The sequence below is a fragment of the Mycobacterium colombiense genome, assembly GCF_001953985.1.
In the GTDB taxonomy this organism is placed as follows: domain Bacteria; phylum Actinomycetota; class Actinomycetes; order Mycobacteriales; family Mycobacteriaceae; genus Mycobacterium; species Mycobacterium colombiense_B.
On record NZ_MBEI01000056.1, the window covers coordinates 103551 to 118874 of the forward strand.

A 15324-nucleotide genomic window follows, 5' to 3' on the forward strand; every position below is an offset into this window, starting at 1 on the left:
GCGCTCAGTCGAGGAACAGGTCCGGAATCGGTTGGTCACCGCCGCCGTACCGGGACAGGTCCTCGACGCCGGCGGAGTGCAGAACGTCGGCGTCGATGTAGCAGTTGCCGGTCGCTTCGCGGCTGGGGCGAGAGATGATCTCGACGGCGGCGTCGGCCATGATCTCGGGGCTGCGCGACGACTCGGCCAGCTTGTCCCCGTCGGCCATGTTCGCCACCGCCGCGGTGGCGATATACGTCTGCGGCCAAAGGCAATTGACGCCGATCCCGGCGTCGGCGAATTCCACCGCCCAGCCCAGCGACAGCAGCGTCATGCCGTACTTGGACAGCGTGTAGGCCGGGTGCTCTCCCAGCCAACGGGGGTTCATGTTCACCGGTGGCGAGATGGTCAGCACGTGCGGGTTGGCGGATTTCTCCAGGTGCGGCACGCACGCCTTGGTCAGCAGGAAGGTGCCGCGCAGGTTGATCTCCTGCATCAGGTCGTACTTCTTGGCCGACAACTTGGCCGTCGGTTCCACTGCGATGGCGCTGGCGTTGTTGACGCAGACGTCGACGCCGCCGAACCGTTGCACCGCCGCATCCACCACGCGTTGCACGTCCTCTTCGCGACGGACGTCGCCGACGACCGCCAGCGCCTTGCCGCCGGCGGCCTCGACCTCGGCCGCGGCGGTGTGCACGGTCCCGGGCAGGCGGGGGTGCGGGGTGTCGGTCTTGGCCAGGAGCACCACGTTGGCGCCCTGCCTGGCCGCGCCGATTCCGATCGCGAGCCCGATTCCGCGGCTGCCACCAGAGATGACGACGGTGCGATCGACGAGCGAACCGTTGGGCATGGAGCCTCCTTTTACCTGGTCAAGCATGTGGTATTGGCATTCTCTTTTTTTGCAAGTACGTTATTCACCGATGGATAATACGGCCCACACTCCGTCTGGTATCCCGCTGCAGCCCGTATACGGGCCGGCGGATGTAAGCGCGGAGCCTCCGCAACCGGGGGAGTTCCCCTTCACCCGGGGTAACTTCGCGTCCGGCTATCGCGGCAAGCTCTGGACCTTCCGCCAGTACTCGGGATTCGGCACCGCCGAGGAATCCAACCGCCGTTATCGCTACCTGCTGGAGCAGGGCGGGACGGGGCTGTCGGTGGCGCTCGACCTGCCCACGCAGTGCGGATACGACTCCGACGACCCCGAGTTCGGCGAGGAGGTCGGCCGGGTCGGCGTCGCGGTGGACACCCTGGCCGACTTCGAGATCCTGTTCGACGGCATCCCGTTGGACAAGCTCAGCACGAGCATGACGATCAACGGGACGGCGGCGATCCTGCTGGCGTTCTACGTCGCCGCCGCCGAGAAGAAGGGGATCCCGCGGGAGAAGCTCACCGGGACCATCCAGAACGACATCCTCAAGGAGTACGCCTCGCGCGGTACCTGGATCTGGCCGCCGGAGCCCTCGCTGCGACTGATCGCCGACACGATCGAATTCTGCGCGGCCGAGGTTCCCCGGTTCAACGCGATTTCGGTGGCCGGCGCGCACTTCCGCGATGCGGGGGCCAACGCCGTGCAGGAGATGGCGTTCACCCTGGCCGACGGGGTGACGTATTGCGACACCGTGGTCGAGCGCGGCCGCATGACCATCGACCAGTTCGCGCCGCAGATCTCGTTCTTCTTCTACACCCACGGGGATTTCTTCGAGGAGATCGCCAAATACCGTGCGGGACGCCGTCGTTGGGCGACGATCGTGCAGGAGCGCTACGGGGCGAAAACGGCGAAGGCGGCGATGTTCCGCTTCGGTTGCGTCTGTGGCGGCGCGTCGTTGTACGCGCCGCAGGCCCACAACAACATCGTCCGGGTGGCCTACGAGGCGATGGCCGCGGTGCTGGGCGGTGTGCAGTCGATGTTCACGGCGGCCTGGGACGAGCCGTTCGCCCTGCCGACCGAGGAGACCACCACCCTGGCGCTGCGCACCCAGCAGATCCTGGCGCACGAAACGGGCGTCGCCAGCGTCGCCGACCCGCTCGGCGGCTCCTACTTCGTGGAGGCGCTGACCGATGCGACCGAGGAGCGCATCATCGAGATCATGTCCGACCTCGAGCGGCACGGCGGAATGGTGCAGGCCATCGAGGACGGTTACCTGCAGGGCCTGATCGCCGACGAAGCCTTCAACCTGCATCAGGACGTCGAAGCCGGCACTCGGCCCGTCGTCGGGGTCAACCGGTTCGTGACCGAGGAACTCGCGCACGATGTCATCACCTATGAACTCGATGCCGAAGGGCGTGATCTGCAGCTCAAGCGGCTGTCCAAGGTCAAGGCCGAAAGGGATTCGGCCGCAGTGAAATCCACGCTGGCTGCGCTGTCACGGTCAGCCGAGGGAGACGACAATCTGATGCACAAGCTGATCGACTGCGCCAACGCGTACTGCACGGTCGGGGAAATGGTCTCCGCGCTCAAGGCGGTCTGGGGCGAATTCCAGCAACCGGTGGTGTTCTAGATGGCCGTCCGCGTTCTCGTTGCCAAACCCGGCCTGGACGGGCATGACCGCGGCGCGAAGATCGTCGCCCGCACCCTGCGTGACGCCGGGTTCGAGGTCATCTACACCGGCATCCGCCAGCGCATCGAGGACATCGCCTCGATCGCCGTCCAGGAGGACGTGGCGGTGGTGGGGTTGAGTATCCTGTCCGGTGCCCACCTGGCCCTCACCGCGCGCACCGTGGAGGCCCTGCGCGCCGCCGACGCCGCCGACATCGCCGTCGTCGTCGGGGGCACCATCCCGCACGCCGACGTCCCCAAGCTGCTCTCCGCCGGCGCCGCCGCGGTATTCCCCACCGGGACACCGTTGGACAACCTGGTGCGCGACATCCGCGCACTGACCGGCACTCCCGACCCAGTCACGGAGGAATCATGCGCGTCGGAGTAATGATCGGCGCCGAGCGTGGCGACATGGCCCGCAAGGTGGACAGACTGGCCTCCGATATCGAATGGGCCGAGTCCGCGGGCCTGGACACGGCGTGGATGCCGCAGGTGCCCAACGACTTCGACTGCCTGACCATGGTGTCGCTGATGGCCGCCCACAGCTCGCGCATCGAGTTGGGCACCGCCGTGGTGCCGCTGCAGGCCCAGCACCCGATCGCCCTTGCCCGCCAGGCGCTTTCGACGCATGCGGTGGCCGGTGGACGGCTGGCGCTTGGTGTCGGGCCCTCGCACCACTGGATCATCCGGGACATGCTCGGTCTGCCGTACGAGAAGCCGGCCGCCTACACCCGCGATTACCTGCAGGTGCTCAGCGCCGCCGTTGCCGGGCCGGGATCGGTTGATGTCGAGAACGATTCGTTCAAGGTGCACAATCCGTTGGCGATCGGGGCCGATACCCCGATGCCGGTGCTCGTCGCCGCGCTGGGACCGGTGATGCTGCAGATCGCCGGTGAACTCGCCGACGGCACCGTGCTGTGGATGGCCGACGAGCGCGCGATCGGCGATCACATCGCGCCGAAGATCACCAAGGCCGCCGCGGACGCCGGCCGGCCCGCACCGCGGATCGTCGCGGGAATCCCGGTATGCCTGTGTGCGCCTGGGCAAGTCGATGAGGCCAAGGAGCGGGCCAACCGCATCCTGGGCGAGGCCGAGGTGTCGCCCAACTACCAGCGCCTGCTCGACCGCGGCGATGCCCGCGATGTCGGTGATCTGTGTGCGGCCGGCGATGAGGAGGCGATCCTGGCCCGGATGCGCCGATTCGCCGACGCCGGTGTGACGGATCTGTCGGTGCGGCTGCTGCCGATCGGCGACAACCGCGACGAGCTGGTCGCCTCCAAGCAGCGCACCCGCGAAATGATCGCCTCACTCGCCGCGGAATTGCGTTGACCGCAAACAACACCGGACCGCTGGCCGGGGTACGCATCCTCGAGGTCGGCACCATGCTGGCGGGTCCGTATGCGACCATGCTGCTCGCCGACCTCGGTGCCGAGGTCACCAAGATCGAACCCGCCGGCGGCGAGATCTCCCGCAGCGTCGGCGCCACCTACTTCGCCAGCCTCAACCGCAACAAATCCAGCATCACGCTGGACCTGAATTCCGATGTGGGACAGCAGCGATTGGGCGAACTGGTCGCCGGATCGCACGCGCTGCTGGTCAACCTGAAGCCGTCCGCCATCCGTCGGCTCGGCCTGACCTACGACGAGTTACGCCGGCACAACGAGAAGATCGTCTGCGTGGCGATCACCGGCTTCGGCCTGTACGGCGGCGACGACCCGGCCTTCGACTACGTGGTGCAGGCGGGCGTCGGCACCGCCGCCCTAACCGGTGACCCGGACGGGCCGCCGACGCTGCCCGGCTACTCCTCGGCCGACAATTCCACCGGAATGACCGCGGCACTGGGGTTGTTGGCCAAGATCATCTCCGGAACCGGCGGCCAGGTGGATGTGTCGCTGCGCGACGTCATGCTGTCCCAGCTGAACTACCACGCGTCCGCCTACCTCAACAGCGGCGTAGAGCCGCAGCGTCGCCCCTACGGCGCCCACTCCTATTACGTTCCGGCGCAGCTTTTTCCGACGGCCGAGGGATATCTGGCGTTGTTCATCACGCACGACGGATTCTGGAAGTCGTTTGCCGCCGAAGCGGGCATCGGGGGCTTCGAGACGATGGCCGAGCGAGTCGCCCGGCGCGACGAAGTGCTGACCGTCGTCACCGCGATGCTGGCCACCGACAGCGCCGTCGGGTGGGAGCGACGGCTGCGTCCGCTGGGAGTTCCGGCGGCCGCCGTCCGAACGCTGCCCGAGGCGCTCGAGGCGACGCCGGAAGTGGTTGTGACGGCGGGCGAATTCCGGTTGGTGGGAAGCCCGATCCACGTCTCGGGGTATGAGCCCGAGTACCGGCCGGCGCCGGAGTTACCGCAGGGCTAGTCGCACTTGCCGCCGCCTGAGTTACGGCGTGTCGCCGGCCGGCGCGATGGCCGACACCACCAGCTGCAGATATGGGCGGTAGAGATTCACTCCGTCGAGTTCGCTGCCCAGGGTGACGCCGTCGTTGACGGCAAGAATAAGGCGCGCCAACGAATCTGCGGGCATCGTGAGCCGCGCCCCAAGTCTCGCGACGTCCTTGGCGATGAATTCGGCAAGCGAGCGGATCGTCTCCGTTCGCTGTGCGGCGAGCCTGTCGCGCGCCTGCGGGCTCCGCAGCAAAAACAACGTGAGCTCGTAGTTGAGCGCGGCACGGTTCGGATCACCGCTGGCTGCACTCCACCGATCGGCGAGTTCGTCGATATCGATGTCGCCGAGCCGGCGGTAGGACTGGATGACGTCGGTGAAGCCATCGAGAAACCGTTGCCGTTGGCGGTCGATCACCGCAAGAAACAATTCTTCCTTGGCTCCGAAGTGGGAGTAGATCGCGCCGCGCGTGTATCCCGCTGCATCGGCGATATCCTCCAGCGCCGCCCCGCTCAGGCCCTTGCGCGCGAAAATGTCCTCGGCGGCATCTAGCAAGAGGCCGCGAGTGTGCTCGAGGCGTCGCTCCCGCGTCCACCGATCAGCCACCGGCCCATCCTCCCACATCGCCCAGTTCTCCGATGTGCTCTGCATCGAATCGAAATGACCCGTTGCGCAGCGCCATTGGCGTCAATTCCACCGCAGTCTCACCCCTCAGCGCCGCGCCAGGAACAACCGGCCGATGTGATATGGACCACTTTGATACATTGTTGTATAACTTATACATCAGTGTATATGGTGCATGTGTCGCGCGACGCGTATGCCTACGGTCACCGGTGGAGCCCCGCGCGCGCGACCGTCACCACGATGAGGAGATCGTCATGAGTCAAGTGACCCAACCCGGACAGTGGGTCGCACAGGAAGCGGGGCTAGGGCTTGCTGACGTCGCAGCCGGTGCCTTCAACATGCGCATCTCGACCGACCGGTACACGTCGCGTGACTACGCGCGACAGGAGCACGAGCACATCTGGATGCGGGTATGGCAGATTGCCGGCCGAGTCGATGAGTTGCCGAAGGTGGGCGATTGGAAGCAGTACCGAATTCTGAACCAATCGTTCGTGATCGTCCGCGGAAAGGACGAGAAACTCCGCGGATTCGTCAACGCCTGCCGCCACCGCGGGAACATCCTGTGCAACGCCGCCGCCGGAAATGCCAAGCGCGGCTTCCTGTGCCAGTATCACCTTTGGTCGTACGACCTGGACGGTAAGTTGCGCGGGATGCTGCGGGAGAATCTCGCCGGCCCTATCGACAAGGGTGAAAACTCACTGCTGGAAGTGCCGGTCGACACGTTCGGCGGCTTTATATTCCTAAACCCGGATCCAAATGCTCGGCCGCTCAACGAGTTTCTCGGCCCCGAAGTCACCGAACTGCTCGCCCCGTACCACCTCGATGAGATGGTCACCGTGATGAATGTTCGAGAGTCCTTGGAATGCAACTGGAAAGTGGTCATGGACGCCTTTGAGGAGGGTTACCACATCAATGGCATCCACCCGCAACTCCTCAGCGTGCTCGTGGTCGATCCGACGACCGCGCGATACCGATTCTTCGAGAATCACAGCGTCGCTGTCGCCCCGTTCGAGGTAAAGGGGGCCAGTGCGGAGAGGCAGATCGAGGGCATCCTGAACCTGCCGGACACGTTTCCCTCGACCGTCGCGGTCATGCCCCGCTTCCAGGAATTGGTCGCGCAATACCGTGCGCCGGACGATTCGGTCGAGTTCCCCGAGGGCGTGACCGCACGCAAACTGCTGCAACAAGCCACCCGCGACACTCTGACCGATATGGGCTTGGATGTCGGTGGACTCACCGACGACCAGATGAGCGACAACCAGGGCTGGGTGCTTTTCCCGAACTACTTCATGACCATTCGTGCCGGCGAATGCCACGTCGTCATGGCCATGCCGCACCCGGACGGCGACCCGAACCGATGCCTCTGGCACGTCAGCAGCTACATGTACCTGCCACCGGAACACCGGGACGCCTTCCGGGTCCCGCTCACCGAAGTCGACGAGCCCGGGAGCTACAAGTACTTCGAAGCGCTGCAACAGGATTACGAACAGATGCCCCGGCAGCAGCTCGGTTTGCGCAACCGAAGGCTCGACCACATGTCGCTGGTCAAGGAGGAAGTCGTCATCGGTCACTACCATTCTGTCGTGGATCGCTACATGGCCAACGGCGTCTGAAACGGGAGCAACTCCGATGAACATTGACGAACACATCGGCGACTACACTGGCCGAGCACGCGCGGTGCTGCAGTACAGCTCAGTGACCAAGCGTCTGGTCGACGAAGCGAAGAAACCGGGCTTCTCGGCAGATAGCTGGGGCCCGCTGGCCGAACTGGTCGCCGTCGACGAGTTCGAGCGAGTCGGTGCCTTCAAAGAGGTGATGAGGTGGCCGGACTATGTTGCATTCCTAACGAATTGGGCCACGTCATCGGTGTGGGAGTGCTCTTTCAAGCGCATCACGGAGTCCGGCGGCCGGGTGTTCCTCGAGCTGGAGGAACGGAGCGAAGTGGGCGACTTCAGCAGCGTGGTCAATTCGCTGTCGGTATACGAGTTCACCGAGGATGACAGGATTCGACACATAGACATCTATCTACAGATGACGCCGCTGCAACCCGAGATGTTGAAAAGCTTTGAGGGAGCGGAAATGCCACAGTGAAAGCAGCCGACATCGATAAGAGGGGCATTCAGCGACGACACTTAGTAGCGCGCGGCTACCAAGATCTCCAGCGCGTTAGGATTTCCCCGTGATGGATCTGCAGCGGGTCGCCGATGAACTCGAAATCAGCGCGCTACTCAACAAATACGCCCGCGCCGTCGACACCAAGGACTGGGACCTGTACCGGTCGGTCTTCACCGACGATGCGCACATCGACTACTCCTCCGCGGGCGCCGCGGCGGGCCCGCGCGACGAGGTGGCCACGTGGTTGGAGCAAGGCTTTGGCGCCATTCAAATGTCGATGCACTACATCACCAATGTGGAGATCCTGGATCTCGACGGAGATGTCGCGACGGTGCGCGCCATGTTCTACAACCCGATGCAGTTGCCGGGCATGGCGGAGCTGAGTTACTGCGGGGGCTACTACCACCACGAGCTGACGCGCACGGCCGACGGCTGGCGCAGCCGCAGCCTGCGCGAGGAGAACGTCTGGTTCGTCAACCCGCCGACGGGCTGACCCGCTGGGCTACGTCAGCTGCGCCAGCTGCTTTTCCTGGTAGCGACGCGCCCACTCGGCGCGCGACCGGATCGACACGTCCACGTCACTTCCCTTGGCGCGCAAGGCCTTGACATTCGCCTGCTCGCGCGCGGTCCGGGCGAACGGGTCCCACCCGAAGAACCGGCAGGCGTTGCCCCAGGTGATCTTGTCGATGTCGGAATCGTCGGCGCCGGCGGCGTTAAGCTCGGCGAGCACCTGCTCGGGCGCGTCCGGCCAGAAGCAGTCCGAGTGCGGGTAGTCGCACTCCCAGGCGATGATGTCGATGCCGATCTCGTGGCGCAGCTTCAGCGACGTCTTGTCGGTGACGTAGCAGGCCAGCGAGTGTTCACGAAAGACATCACTGGGCAGCTTGTCGCCGAAGTCGCGGCGCAGCCACTTCTGGTTAGTGTAGTGGCGGTCGCTGCGGTCGAGGTAGAACGGGATCCAGCCGATACCGCCTTCGGAGAAGGCGAATTTCAGGTCGGGATAGTTGCGCATCGCGGGGCCCCACAGCAGATCCTGGGCGCACATCGCCGACACCTGGGTGGCCAGGATGATCAGGTTGTCGATCGGCGCATTGGGCGCCATGCTGATCGCCCCGAAGCCGGTGCCGATGTGCAGGCACATCACCACGTTCTCCTCGGACAGCGTGCGGAACACCGGACCCCAGTAGTCCTCGTCGTGGTAGCTCGGAAGTCCTTCCAGGTGCGGCAATTCCGGCATGGTGACCGCCCGGCAGCCCTTCGCGGCGACCCGGCGGATCTCGGCGCACATGCCCTCGGGTGTCCAGGTCGGCAGGATCGCGATCGGAATGAAGCGGTCCGGGTAGGACCCGGCCCATTCGTCGATGTGCCAGTCGTTGTAGGCCGACACCATCACCAGGGTGACGTCCTCGCGCGTCATGTTGAGGTGCCGGGCCGAAAAGCCGGTGAACGTCGGGAAGCACATCGACGCGAGGATGCCGTTGCGGTTCATGTCGCGGACGCGTTCGTGAACGTCGTAGACGCCGGGGCGCATTTCTGCGAAGCCGGCCGGATCGCGGCCCCACTCCTCGGCCGGCCACGACACCACCGCGTTGAGGCCGCTGACGCCCTGCGGCCTGCCCTGGTACATCCACTGGTCCACGCCCTTGTCGTCGGTGACGACGACGGGCGCCTCGTCCCTGTACTTGGTGGGCACGTGCCGCAGGAACATGTCCGGCGGCTCGACCACATGGTCGTCGATGCTCACCAAAATCAGGTCATCGACCTTCATCAAGCAGTCCTCTCCCGCGCCGCGACTCGAGCCGAACTCGGTCAGCCGACGCACTCCGTGGTGGTTTCGAGCAGTCGTGGAATCGGCGCCGGGTCCAGCTGCAGGGCGTCCGACATGTGCAGCTGCCCCGCGTTGGCGATCATGTTGTCCAGAATCGCCTGCAGGTCGTCGCCCTCGATCTCGTAGATGGCGACGTAGGGTCCGTCGGCGGCGACGGGCCGAAGGCGGCGCGCCGAGACGAATCCGTCCAGGGCTACCAGCTCACCGAGGTGCACCTCGTCGTACCAGGTGTTGTACTCCTGTTCGCGCTCGGGCGAGCTGGGTCGGCTCTCCACGAGGATGATGCCCTTGGCCATCGTCGCCACCTCTCTGGCTGCTACTCGTAGCGCACCGTGACCGAGTCCGTATCCGGAACGCCCTGGCACGTCAGAATGTAGCCCTCGGCGACCTCGTCCTCCTCGAGAGCGTCGTTGACCCGCATGGTGGCGTGGCCCTCTTCGAGCTTGGCCATGCACGTACCGCAGTTGCCGGCCTCACAGCTGAACGGAGGTTCCAGGCCGGCCCGCCGCGCGGTCTCCAGCAGGGTCTCGCCCGGGACTATGGGTACCGAGACCTTCTTGCGGTCGAGATGAATCGTCACCGTTCCGGCGCTGGAGCCGTTTGTTGCCGGATCTGTCACCCGGGGGGTCTCCTCGATGATCCGGGTGACCGTCACTGAGACCGCCCCCTTCCGTACTTGCATTCTTCAGTATAGAGAATACTATTCTCACGAAGCGATAGCATCTTCTCAAGTCTGTATGGATGTCGGGTCAGCCCGGTCTGTCAGGGAAGGACGGGACGTGACCGAGCCGGCGGCGCTCGTGTTCGAGGAACGGCGATTCAGCCTGCCCGAACTCGATGCATTGGCCGACGGATGGGCCGCGACCCTGGCGAAAGACGGGGTCACGGCAAGTCAACGCGTCGCCGTGATGGCCTCCAATCGGCCGGAGTTCCTCGCCGTCGTGCTGGCGATCTGGCGACTGGCCGCCACGGCGGTGCTCATCAGTCCCGCGTGGAAACGCGACGAGGTCGGCCATGCGCTCGCGCTGACCGAGCCCGAGCACGCCGTCGGCGACCACCCGGTGTTGGCCGATCTGATGCCGATGCTGCACATGGACGAGCCGGTCGCGCCCGCAGAGCCGACAGCCGGCGCACCGCCGCCTGCGAGCGACGCGGCGCTGGTGTTCAGTTCCGGCACCACCGGCCTGCCGAAGGCTGTCCGGCACACCCACGCCTCGCTGGACGAGGCGGTGCGGCACTGGCGTCAAGCGCTGCAGCTCACCCACCACGACCGGATCCAGGTTGCGACGCCACCGTCGCACATCCTCGGACTGTTGAACCTGCTGACCGCCCTGAAGGCCGGGGCCTGCGTGCGCCTGCATCCCCGGTTCGACATCGACCGGGTGTTGCGACACATCGAAAGTGACCGCATCACAGTGGAAATGGCGGTCGCGCCCATCGCGCTGGCCATCGCCTCGCATCCCGACCTCGAGTCCTATGACCTTTCGTCGCTGCGCTACATCATGTGGGGTGCCACCCCGGTCACCGCCCACGTCGCAGAGACGGTGACCCGGCGCACCGGGGTGCGCTGGCTCCCGGCCTACGGAACCACGGAACTGCCTGTCGTAGCGTGCAATCCGATCGATGACGCGCGCCTGGACACCGTCGGGCGGGCGGTGCCCGGCGTCGACCTGCGGGTCGTTTCGCTGGAGACCGGCGAGCCGGTCGGCGCGGGCGAGGTCGGTGAGATCCAGGCCCGGTCGGCATCGCTCATGGCCGGCTACCTCCCGGCCGAGGCGACCTCGGATGCGGTCCGCGACGGGTGGTACCGCACCGGGGACGTCGGCTGGCTGGACGCCGGCGGCTGGCTGCGAATCACCGACCGCCTCAAAGAGATGATCAAAGTGCGCGGCTTCCAGGTCGCGCCAGCCGAAATCGAGACGGTGTTGCACGGTCATCCGGCCGTCAAAGACTGCGCGGTGTTCGGGATTCCGGACGGACTCAACGGCGAAGCCATCGTCGCCGCGGTTGCGACGTCGGCTGCCGTCGATGCGACCCAACTGACCGCCCTGGTGGACGAAAGACTGGCGTCATATAAGCATCTGAGCCGGGTGGTGTTCGTCCCCGACATTCCGCGCCTGCCCTCCGGCAAGGTGCTGCGCCGAGTGCTGAAGGAGCGCTATGGATGTACGTCTGACAGCTGAACAACAGCAATTACGCGATGCCGCCGCCAAGCTGGCCGACGATCTCGGGCCGGCAGCGGTGCAGGATCTCGACGACCAGACTCGAATCACCCGTCTGGACAAGCAGATCGAGAACACCGGCTGGCGGTCGCTGCGTTCCGACGGCGCCTCCGGTGTGGAGGTGGCCATCGTGGCCGAGGAATTCGGCCGCCGGCTGGTCGATACGCCGTTCCTGGGTCCCGTGCTCGCCGACGATCTGGGCCGCCACGTCGGCGCCGAGGTATCGGCGGCGACCGTCGCCGTCGACGATCGAGTGATCGATGCCCGCGGCGCCCGGCGCGCCCTGTCGCTGTCGGGTGCCACGGTTCTCGCCGCCGATGTGCAGGTTTCGCCGCAGAGCGTCGACCTCACGCGGTCCGACGGCACTGTCGCGGGATCGCCGGAGACGCTGGGCGACGTGTCGCCCGAGATTGCCGAACAGTGGCGGGCTCTCGCGCTGGTGACCACGGCCGCGGATCTGGTGGGTGTCGCCCGCGGCGCACACGCCGTCGCGTGTGACTACGCGAAAATCCGTGAGCAGTATGGCAAGCAGATCGGCTCGTACCAGGCCATCGCGCACTTGCTGGCCGAAAGCCTTGCGCTGATCGAGGGTTCGGTGAGCGTGTTGCGGCATGCCGCGTGGGCCGTCGACGAGCTTGCCCCCGCCGAGGCCATTCGGGCCGCCCAAATCGCAAAGGTCTACTGCGCGCGCGCCACCCGCACCGTCTGCGAGACGGCCATCCAAGTGCACGGCGGTATCGGCAACACCTGGGAATGCGTGGCGCACGTCTACCTGCGCCGCGCCCTCACATCGACCGAGCTGTGGCCGGTCGCGTTGAAGGAGATCGATCTTGGACTTTCGTGACTCACCCGACGAAGCCGCCTTCCGTGAGCGGCTGCGCACATGGCTTGCCGCACACGCCAAGGAGTTCTCGGGCTCGGGCGACGAGTACTGGGTACGCATGGCCGACTGGCACCGTGCGTTGTACGAGAACGGCTTTTTCGGCCTGTCCTGGCCACGCGATTGGGGCGGCCAGGACCTGGCGCCGGTCTATGACGTCATCGTCGACGAGGAGCTGGTGCGTGCCGGTGCTCCGCCGCGCCCCAGCGTCGGCTATCTGGTGTACGGCATCGGCGCCCACGCCAGCGACGAGCTCCGAAAGCGCTTCCTGCCCGGCATCATCAACGGCACCGAGCGCTGGTGCCAGGGCTTCAGTGAACCGGGCGCCGGCTCGGACCTGGCGTCGCTGACCACCACCGCTCGCCTCGAGGGCGACAACTATGTGGTGAACGGGCACAAGATCTGGACCAGCTATTCCGACGTGGCGGACCGGTGCCTGTTGCTAGCGCGCACCGACCCCGAGGCCAAGCGCCATCGCGGCCTATCCGCCTTTGTTCTGGACATGAAACAGCCTGGCGTGCAACAGCGCCCGCTACAGATGATCAACGGGGTCACCAACGAATTCGGCCAGGTGTTCTTCGATGATGCGACGGTGCCGGCGGACCGTATGGTCGGCGCTCCCGGCGATGGCTGGGCCGTGGCCATGACGGTCGTCGGGCACGAACGCGAGCCGTCCACGCTCGGCTATGCGGCCCGCTACGGCAAGCTCGTCCGGGAGCTGTTGTCGCGCAACGACGGTGAAGTGCCCGAAGAGCTGGCGTGGGCCGTGGTTCAGTCGGATATGCTGACCCATCACGTCCGGCGGCGGCTCTCCGAACAGCTCGACGGGGTATCGCACGGCTCGGAAGGCTCGCTGGACAAGCTGCTGATGACCTGGGTCGAACAATCCGTCGGGCACGCGGCGCTTGCCGTCGCGGGAACCCGCGACCCCGAGCTGCTGAGCGCCTACCTGTACAGCCGGGCGCAGAGCGTCATGGGCGGGACATCACAAATTCAAAAGAACATCATCGCTTCACGAATCTTGGGATTGTAGGAGTGATCGCGAACGCGGGCGAAGCCCGGGTGAAGCGGGTCACGACCATCGAAGGAGTCTGACGTGTACGACATGCCTACCGAAATCGACGTTCAGGCCGACGGTGCCCTGCGCATCATCACGCTCAACCGTCCGGATTCACTCAACTCGGTCAACGACTACCTGCACGTCGGGCTCGCGCGGCTCTGGCAGCGACTCACCGATGACCCCACGGCCCGCGCTGCGGTGATCACCGGCGCCGGCCGGGCGTTTTCGGCCGGGGGTGATTTCACGTATCTGGAGGAGCTGGCGAACGATGCTGAGTTGCGCGCCAAGACTATTCGGGACGGGCGCGAGATCGTGCTGGGCATGGCCCGCTGCCGAATTCCGGTGGTGGCGGCGGTCAACGGCCCCGCCGTCGGGCTGGGCTGCAGCCTGGTGGCGCTCAGCGACATCGTCTACATCGCCGAAGGCGCCTATCTGGCCGACCCGCACGTGCAGGTGGGGCTGGTGGCCGCCGACGGTGGACCGCTGACCTGGCCGCTGCACATCAGCCTGCTGCTGGCCAAGGAATTCGCCCTCACCGGCACCCGGATCAGCGCACGGCGTGCCGTCGAGCTCGGCTTGGCCAATCACATTGCGGACGACCCGGTTGCGGAGGCGATCGCCAGCGCCAAAAAGATCTTGGAGCTGCCGCAGCAGGCGGTGGAGAGCACCAAGCGGGTGCTCAACATCCATCTGGAGCGGGCCGTGCTCGCCAGTCTGGACTATGCGCTGTCGGCCGAGAGCCAGTCGTTCGTCACCGAGGACTTCCGGGCCAACGTCGCGAAATTCAACGCGGCCAAGAAGAACTGAGGATGTAGCCGCACGACGGTCTCAGGCATCATGGCGGCGCAGGAAGTCGCGCATCACCGCATCGAATTTGTCCGGCTCCTCGATGAATGGCATGTGCGCGCTGGCTTCGAACAGCTCGAACCGTGAACCCGGTATCCGCTGGTGCATTTCCCACGCGTGTTCGGGCACGCATTCGTCGTATCGACCGGCGAGTACCAGTGTCGGCACGGCGATTTCGCTGAGCCGGTCGACCACATCCCAGTTCCGGATCGTCCCCACGATGTGAAAGTCGCTGGGGCCGAACATGGTCTCGAAGACTTCGGCGCTCATGTTCCGGAACGCATCCTCGAGCTCCCGCGGCCAAGGGCGTACCCGGCACAGGTAGGTCTCGTTCCAGGTTCGGATGGCGGCCTGATACTCCGGCGCGTGGGTGCTACCGGCGGCCTCATGCCGATCGATCGCCGCCTGGGTGGCGGGGTCCAGTTCGGACTTCAACCGCGCCACCATTTTTGCGAACTCCGGGATGGACGCGATGCTGTTGGAAATGGTCAGGCTCGCGGCGCCGGCGGGCGCCGCGTCGAGCACATACTGTTGGGCCAACATCCCGCCCCAGGAGTTGCCGAACAGGTGGAAGCGGTCCAGATCCAGGGCTCGCACCACGGCGTCGGCCTCGGCCACCGCGCGTTCCATCGTCCAAAGCTCGCGGTTGGGTGGGCATTTGGAGTTTCCGCAACCGAGCTGATCCCAGAAGATGACCTCGCGCTCCGTGGCCAACCGCCCCAGCGACCGCAAGTAATCGTGCGGCAGACCCGGCCCGCCGTGAATGACGAGCAGCGGAAGACCCGCGCCGCCGCCGGTCCGCTTGAACCACACGTTGCCGCCCGGAACCGCGACCATTCCCTGA

17 protein-coding genes are annotated in these 15324 nt (G+C 65.7%); 11 read left to right on the forward strand and 6 right to left on the reverse strand.

Going from position 1 to position 15324, the window contains the following annotated elements; genetic code table 11:
* Positions 1-4: 4 nt before the first annotated feature.
* Positions 5-829, reverse strand: coding sequence for an SDR family oxidoreductase (locus tag A5732_RS16130; RefSeq protein ID WP_065125066.1), 825 nt, complete (start codon positions 827-829; stop codon positions 5-7).
* Between the two features lie 70 nt (positions 830-899).
* Here A5732_RS16130 and A5732_RS16135 point away from each other — a divergent pair, with 70 nt between their 5' ends.
* Genes A5732_RS16135 through A5732_RS16150 form a run of 4 tightly spaced genes read left to right on the forward strand, consistent with a single transcriptional unit; the run spans position 900 to position 4881 of the window.
* A complete protein-coding gene (locus tag A5732_RS16135) occupies positions 900-2477 on the forward strand; it encodes a methylmalonyl-CoA mutase family protein (RefSeq protein ID WP_076054853.1) in 1578 nt (525 codons plus the stop codon).
* Positions 2478-2903 (forward strand): cobalamin B12-binding domain-containing protein, encoded by a 426-nt coding sequence (locus tag A5732_RS16140; protein WP_076054851.1) that lies wholly within the window; start codon positions 2478-2480, stop codon positions 2901-2903.
* Positions 2888-3844, forward strand: coding sequence for an LLM class F420-dependent oxidoreductase (locus A5732_RS16145; RefSeq protein ID WP_076054850.1), 957 nt, complete (start codon positions 2888-2890; stop codon positions 3842-3844). The genes A5732_RS16140 and A5732_RS16145 overlap by 16 nt, the downstream gene beginning before the upstream one ends.
* Entirely contained in the window at positions 3841-4881 is a 1041-nt protein-coding gene (locus A5732_RS16150) for a CaiB/BaiF CoA transferase family protein (protein WP_076054848.1), read from the forward strand. The genes A5732_RS16145 and A5732_RS16150 overlap by 4 nt, the downstream gene beginning before the upstream one ends.
* Positions 4882-4902: 21 nt before the next feature.
* On the opposite strand, the gene A5732_RS16155 is transcribed toward A5732_RS16150, so the two are convergent.
* Positions 4903-5511: a TetR/AcrR family transcriptional regulator gene (locus A5732_RS16155; protein ID WP_076102841.1), complete on the reverse strand. Its 609-nt coding sequence runs from the start codon at positions 5509-5511 to the stop codon at positions 4903-4905.
* Positions 5512-5783: 272 nt separating this feature from the next.
* Here A5732_RS16155 and A5732_RS16160 point away from each other — a divergent pair, with 272 nt between their 5' ends.
* The 3 genes from A5732_RS16160 to A5732_RS16170 all read left to right on the forward strand — a co-directional run bounded on the left by A5732_RS16160 (position 5784) and on the right by A5732_RS16170 (position 8137).
* A complete protein-coding gene (locus tag A5732_RS16160) occupies positions 5784-7142 on the forward strand; it encodes an aromatic ring-hydroxylating oxygenase subunit alpha (RefSeq protein WP_076102842.1) in 1359 nt (452 codons plus the stop codon).
* Positions 7143-7158: 16 nt separating this feature from the next.
* Positions 7159-7620, forward strand: a complete 462-nt coding sequence (locus tag A5732_RS16165) for a hypothetical protein (protein ID WP_076102747.1) — start codon at positions 7159-7161, stop codon at positions 7618-7620.
* A gap of 91 nt (positions 7621-7711) precedes the next feature.
* Complete coding sequence (locus A5732_RS16170; RefSeq protein WP_076102748.1) at positions 7712-8137, forward strand: nuclear transport factor 2 family protein; 426 nt, start codon at positions 7712-7714, stop codon at positions 8135-8137.
* A 9-nt stretch (positions 8138-8146) separates the two neighbouring features.
* Here the strand turns inward: A5732_RS16170 and A5732_RS16175 are convergent, their stop codons facing one another.
* Genes A5732_RS16175 through A5732_RS16185 form a run of 3 tightly spaced genes read right to left on the reverse strand, consistent with a single transcriptional unit; the run spans position 8147 to position 10127 of the window.
* Positions 8147-9412: an amidohydrolase family protein gene (locus A5732_RS16175; protein WP_076102749.1), complete on the reverse strand. Its 1266-nt coding sequence runs from the start codon at positions 9410-9412 to the stop codon at positions 8147-8149.
* Between the two features lie 41 nt (positions 9413-9453).
* Positions 9454-9768: a DUF4286 family protein gene (locus A5732_RS16180; RefSeq protein WP_076055012.1), complete on the reverse strand. Its 315-nt coding sequence runs from the start codon at positions 9766-9768 to the stop codon at positions 9454-9456.
* 20 nt (positions 9769-9788) lie between these two features.
* Positions 9789-10127 carry a 2Fe-2S iron-sulfur cluster-binding protein gene (locus tag A5732_RS16185; protein WP_064951265.1) on the reverse strand — a complete coding sequence of 113 codons (339 nt, stop codon included), beginning with the start codon at positions 10125-10127 and terminating at the stop codon, positions 9789-9791.
* A 124-nt stretch (positions 10128-10251) separates the two neighbouring features.
* Here A5732_RS16185 and A5732_RS16190 point away from each other — a divergent pair, with 124 nt between their 5' ends.
* The 4 genes from A5732_RS16190 (at position 10252) to A5732_RS16205 (ending at position 14441) form a co-directional block, all read left to right on the forward strand.
* Entirely contained in the window at positions 10252-11655 is a 1404-nt protein-coding gene (locus A5732_RS16190) for a class I adenylate-forming enzyme family protein (RefSeq protein WP_076102750.1), read from the forward strand.
* Positions 11633-12538, forward strand: a complete 906-nt coding sequence (locus A5732_RS16195) for an acyl-CoA dehydrogenase family protein (protein ID WP_076054843.1) — start codon at positions 11633-11635, stop codon at positions 12536-12538. The genes A5732_RS16190 and A5732_RS16195 overlap by 23 nt, the downstream gene beginning before the upstream one ends.
* Entirely contained in the window at positions 12525-13607 is a 1083-nt protein-coding gene (locus A5732_RS16200; protein WP_076054841.1) for an acyl-CoA dehydrogenase family protein, read from the forward strand. The genes A5732_RS16195 and A5732_RS16200 overlap by 14 nt, the downstream gene beginning before the upstream one ends.
* Positions 13608-13670: 63 nt before the next feature.
* A complete protein-coding gene (locus tag A5732_RS16205) occupies positions 13671-14441 on the forward strand; it encodes an enoyl-CoA hydratase/isomerase family protein (protein ID WP_076102751.1) in 771 nt (256 codons plus the stop codon).
* Positions 14442-14462: 21 nt separating this feature from the next.
* Here the strand turns inward: A5732_RS16205 and A5732_RS16210 are convergent, their stop codons facing one another.
* The gene (locus A5732_RS16210) at positions 14463-15317 is read right to left on the reverse strand and encodes a proline iminopeptidase-family hydrolase (protein WP_076102752.1); all 855 of its coding nucleotides are present in this window, start codon (positions 15315-15317) and stop codon (positions 14463-14465) included.
* Positions 15318-15324 lie beyond the last annotated feature (7 nt).

What these genes read in the sequence shown, in the direction of transcription:
- A5732_RS16160 (WP_076102842.1), top strand. Translation starts at nt 5,784, where the DNA reads ATGAGTCAAGTGACCCAACCCGGACAGTGGGTCGCACAGGAAGCGGGG.
- A5732_RS16170 (WP_076102748.1), top strand. Translation starts at nt 7,712, where the DNA reads ATGGATCTGCAGCGGGTCGCCGATGAACTCGAAATCAGCGCGCTACTC.
- A5732_RS16195 (WP_076054843.1), top strand. Translation starts at nt 11,633, where the DNA reads ATGGATGTACGTCTGACAGCTGAACAACAGCAATTACGCGATGCCGCC.
- A5732_RS16130 (WP_065125066.1), bottom strand. Translation starts at nt 829, where the DNA reads ATGCCCAACGGTTCGCTCGTCGATCGCACCGTCGTCATCTCTGGTGGC.
- A5732_RS16180 (WP_076055012.1), bottom strand. Translation starts at nt 9,768, where the DNA reads ATGGCCAAGGGCATCATCCTCGTGGAGAGCCGACCCAGCTCGCCCGAG.
- A5732_RS16145 (WP_076054850.1), top strand. Translation starts at nt 2,888, where the DNA reads ATGCGCGTCGGAGTAATGATCGGCGCCGAGCGTGGCGACATGGCCCGC.
- A5732_RS16175 (WP_076102749.1), bottom strand. Translation starts at nt 9,412, where the DNA reads ATGAAGGTCGATGACCTGATTTTGGTGAGCATCGACGACCATGTGGTC.
- A5732_RS16140 (WP_076054851.1), top strand. Translation starts at nt 2,478, where the DNA reads ATGGCCGTCCGCGTTCTCGTTGCCAAACCCGGCCTGGACGGGCATGAC.
- A5732_RS16165 (WP_076102747.1), top strand. Translation starts at nt 7,159, where the DNA reads ATGAACATTGACGAACACATCGGCGACTACACTGGCCGAGCACGCGCG.
- A5732_RS16135 (WP_076054853.1), top strand. Translation starts at nt 900, where the DNA reads ATGGATAATACGGCCCACACTCCGTCTGGTATCCCGCTGCAGCCCGTA.
- A5732_RS16210 (WP_076102752.1), bottom strand. Translation starts at nt 15,317, where the DNA reads ATGGTCGCGGTTCCGGGCGGCAACGTGTGGTTCAAGCGGACCGGCGGC.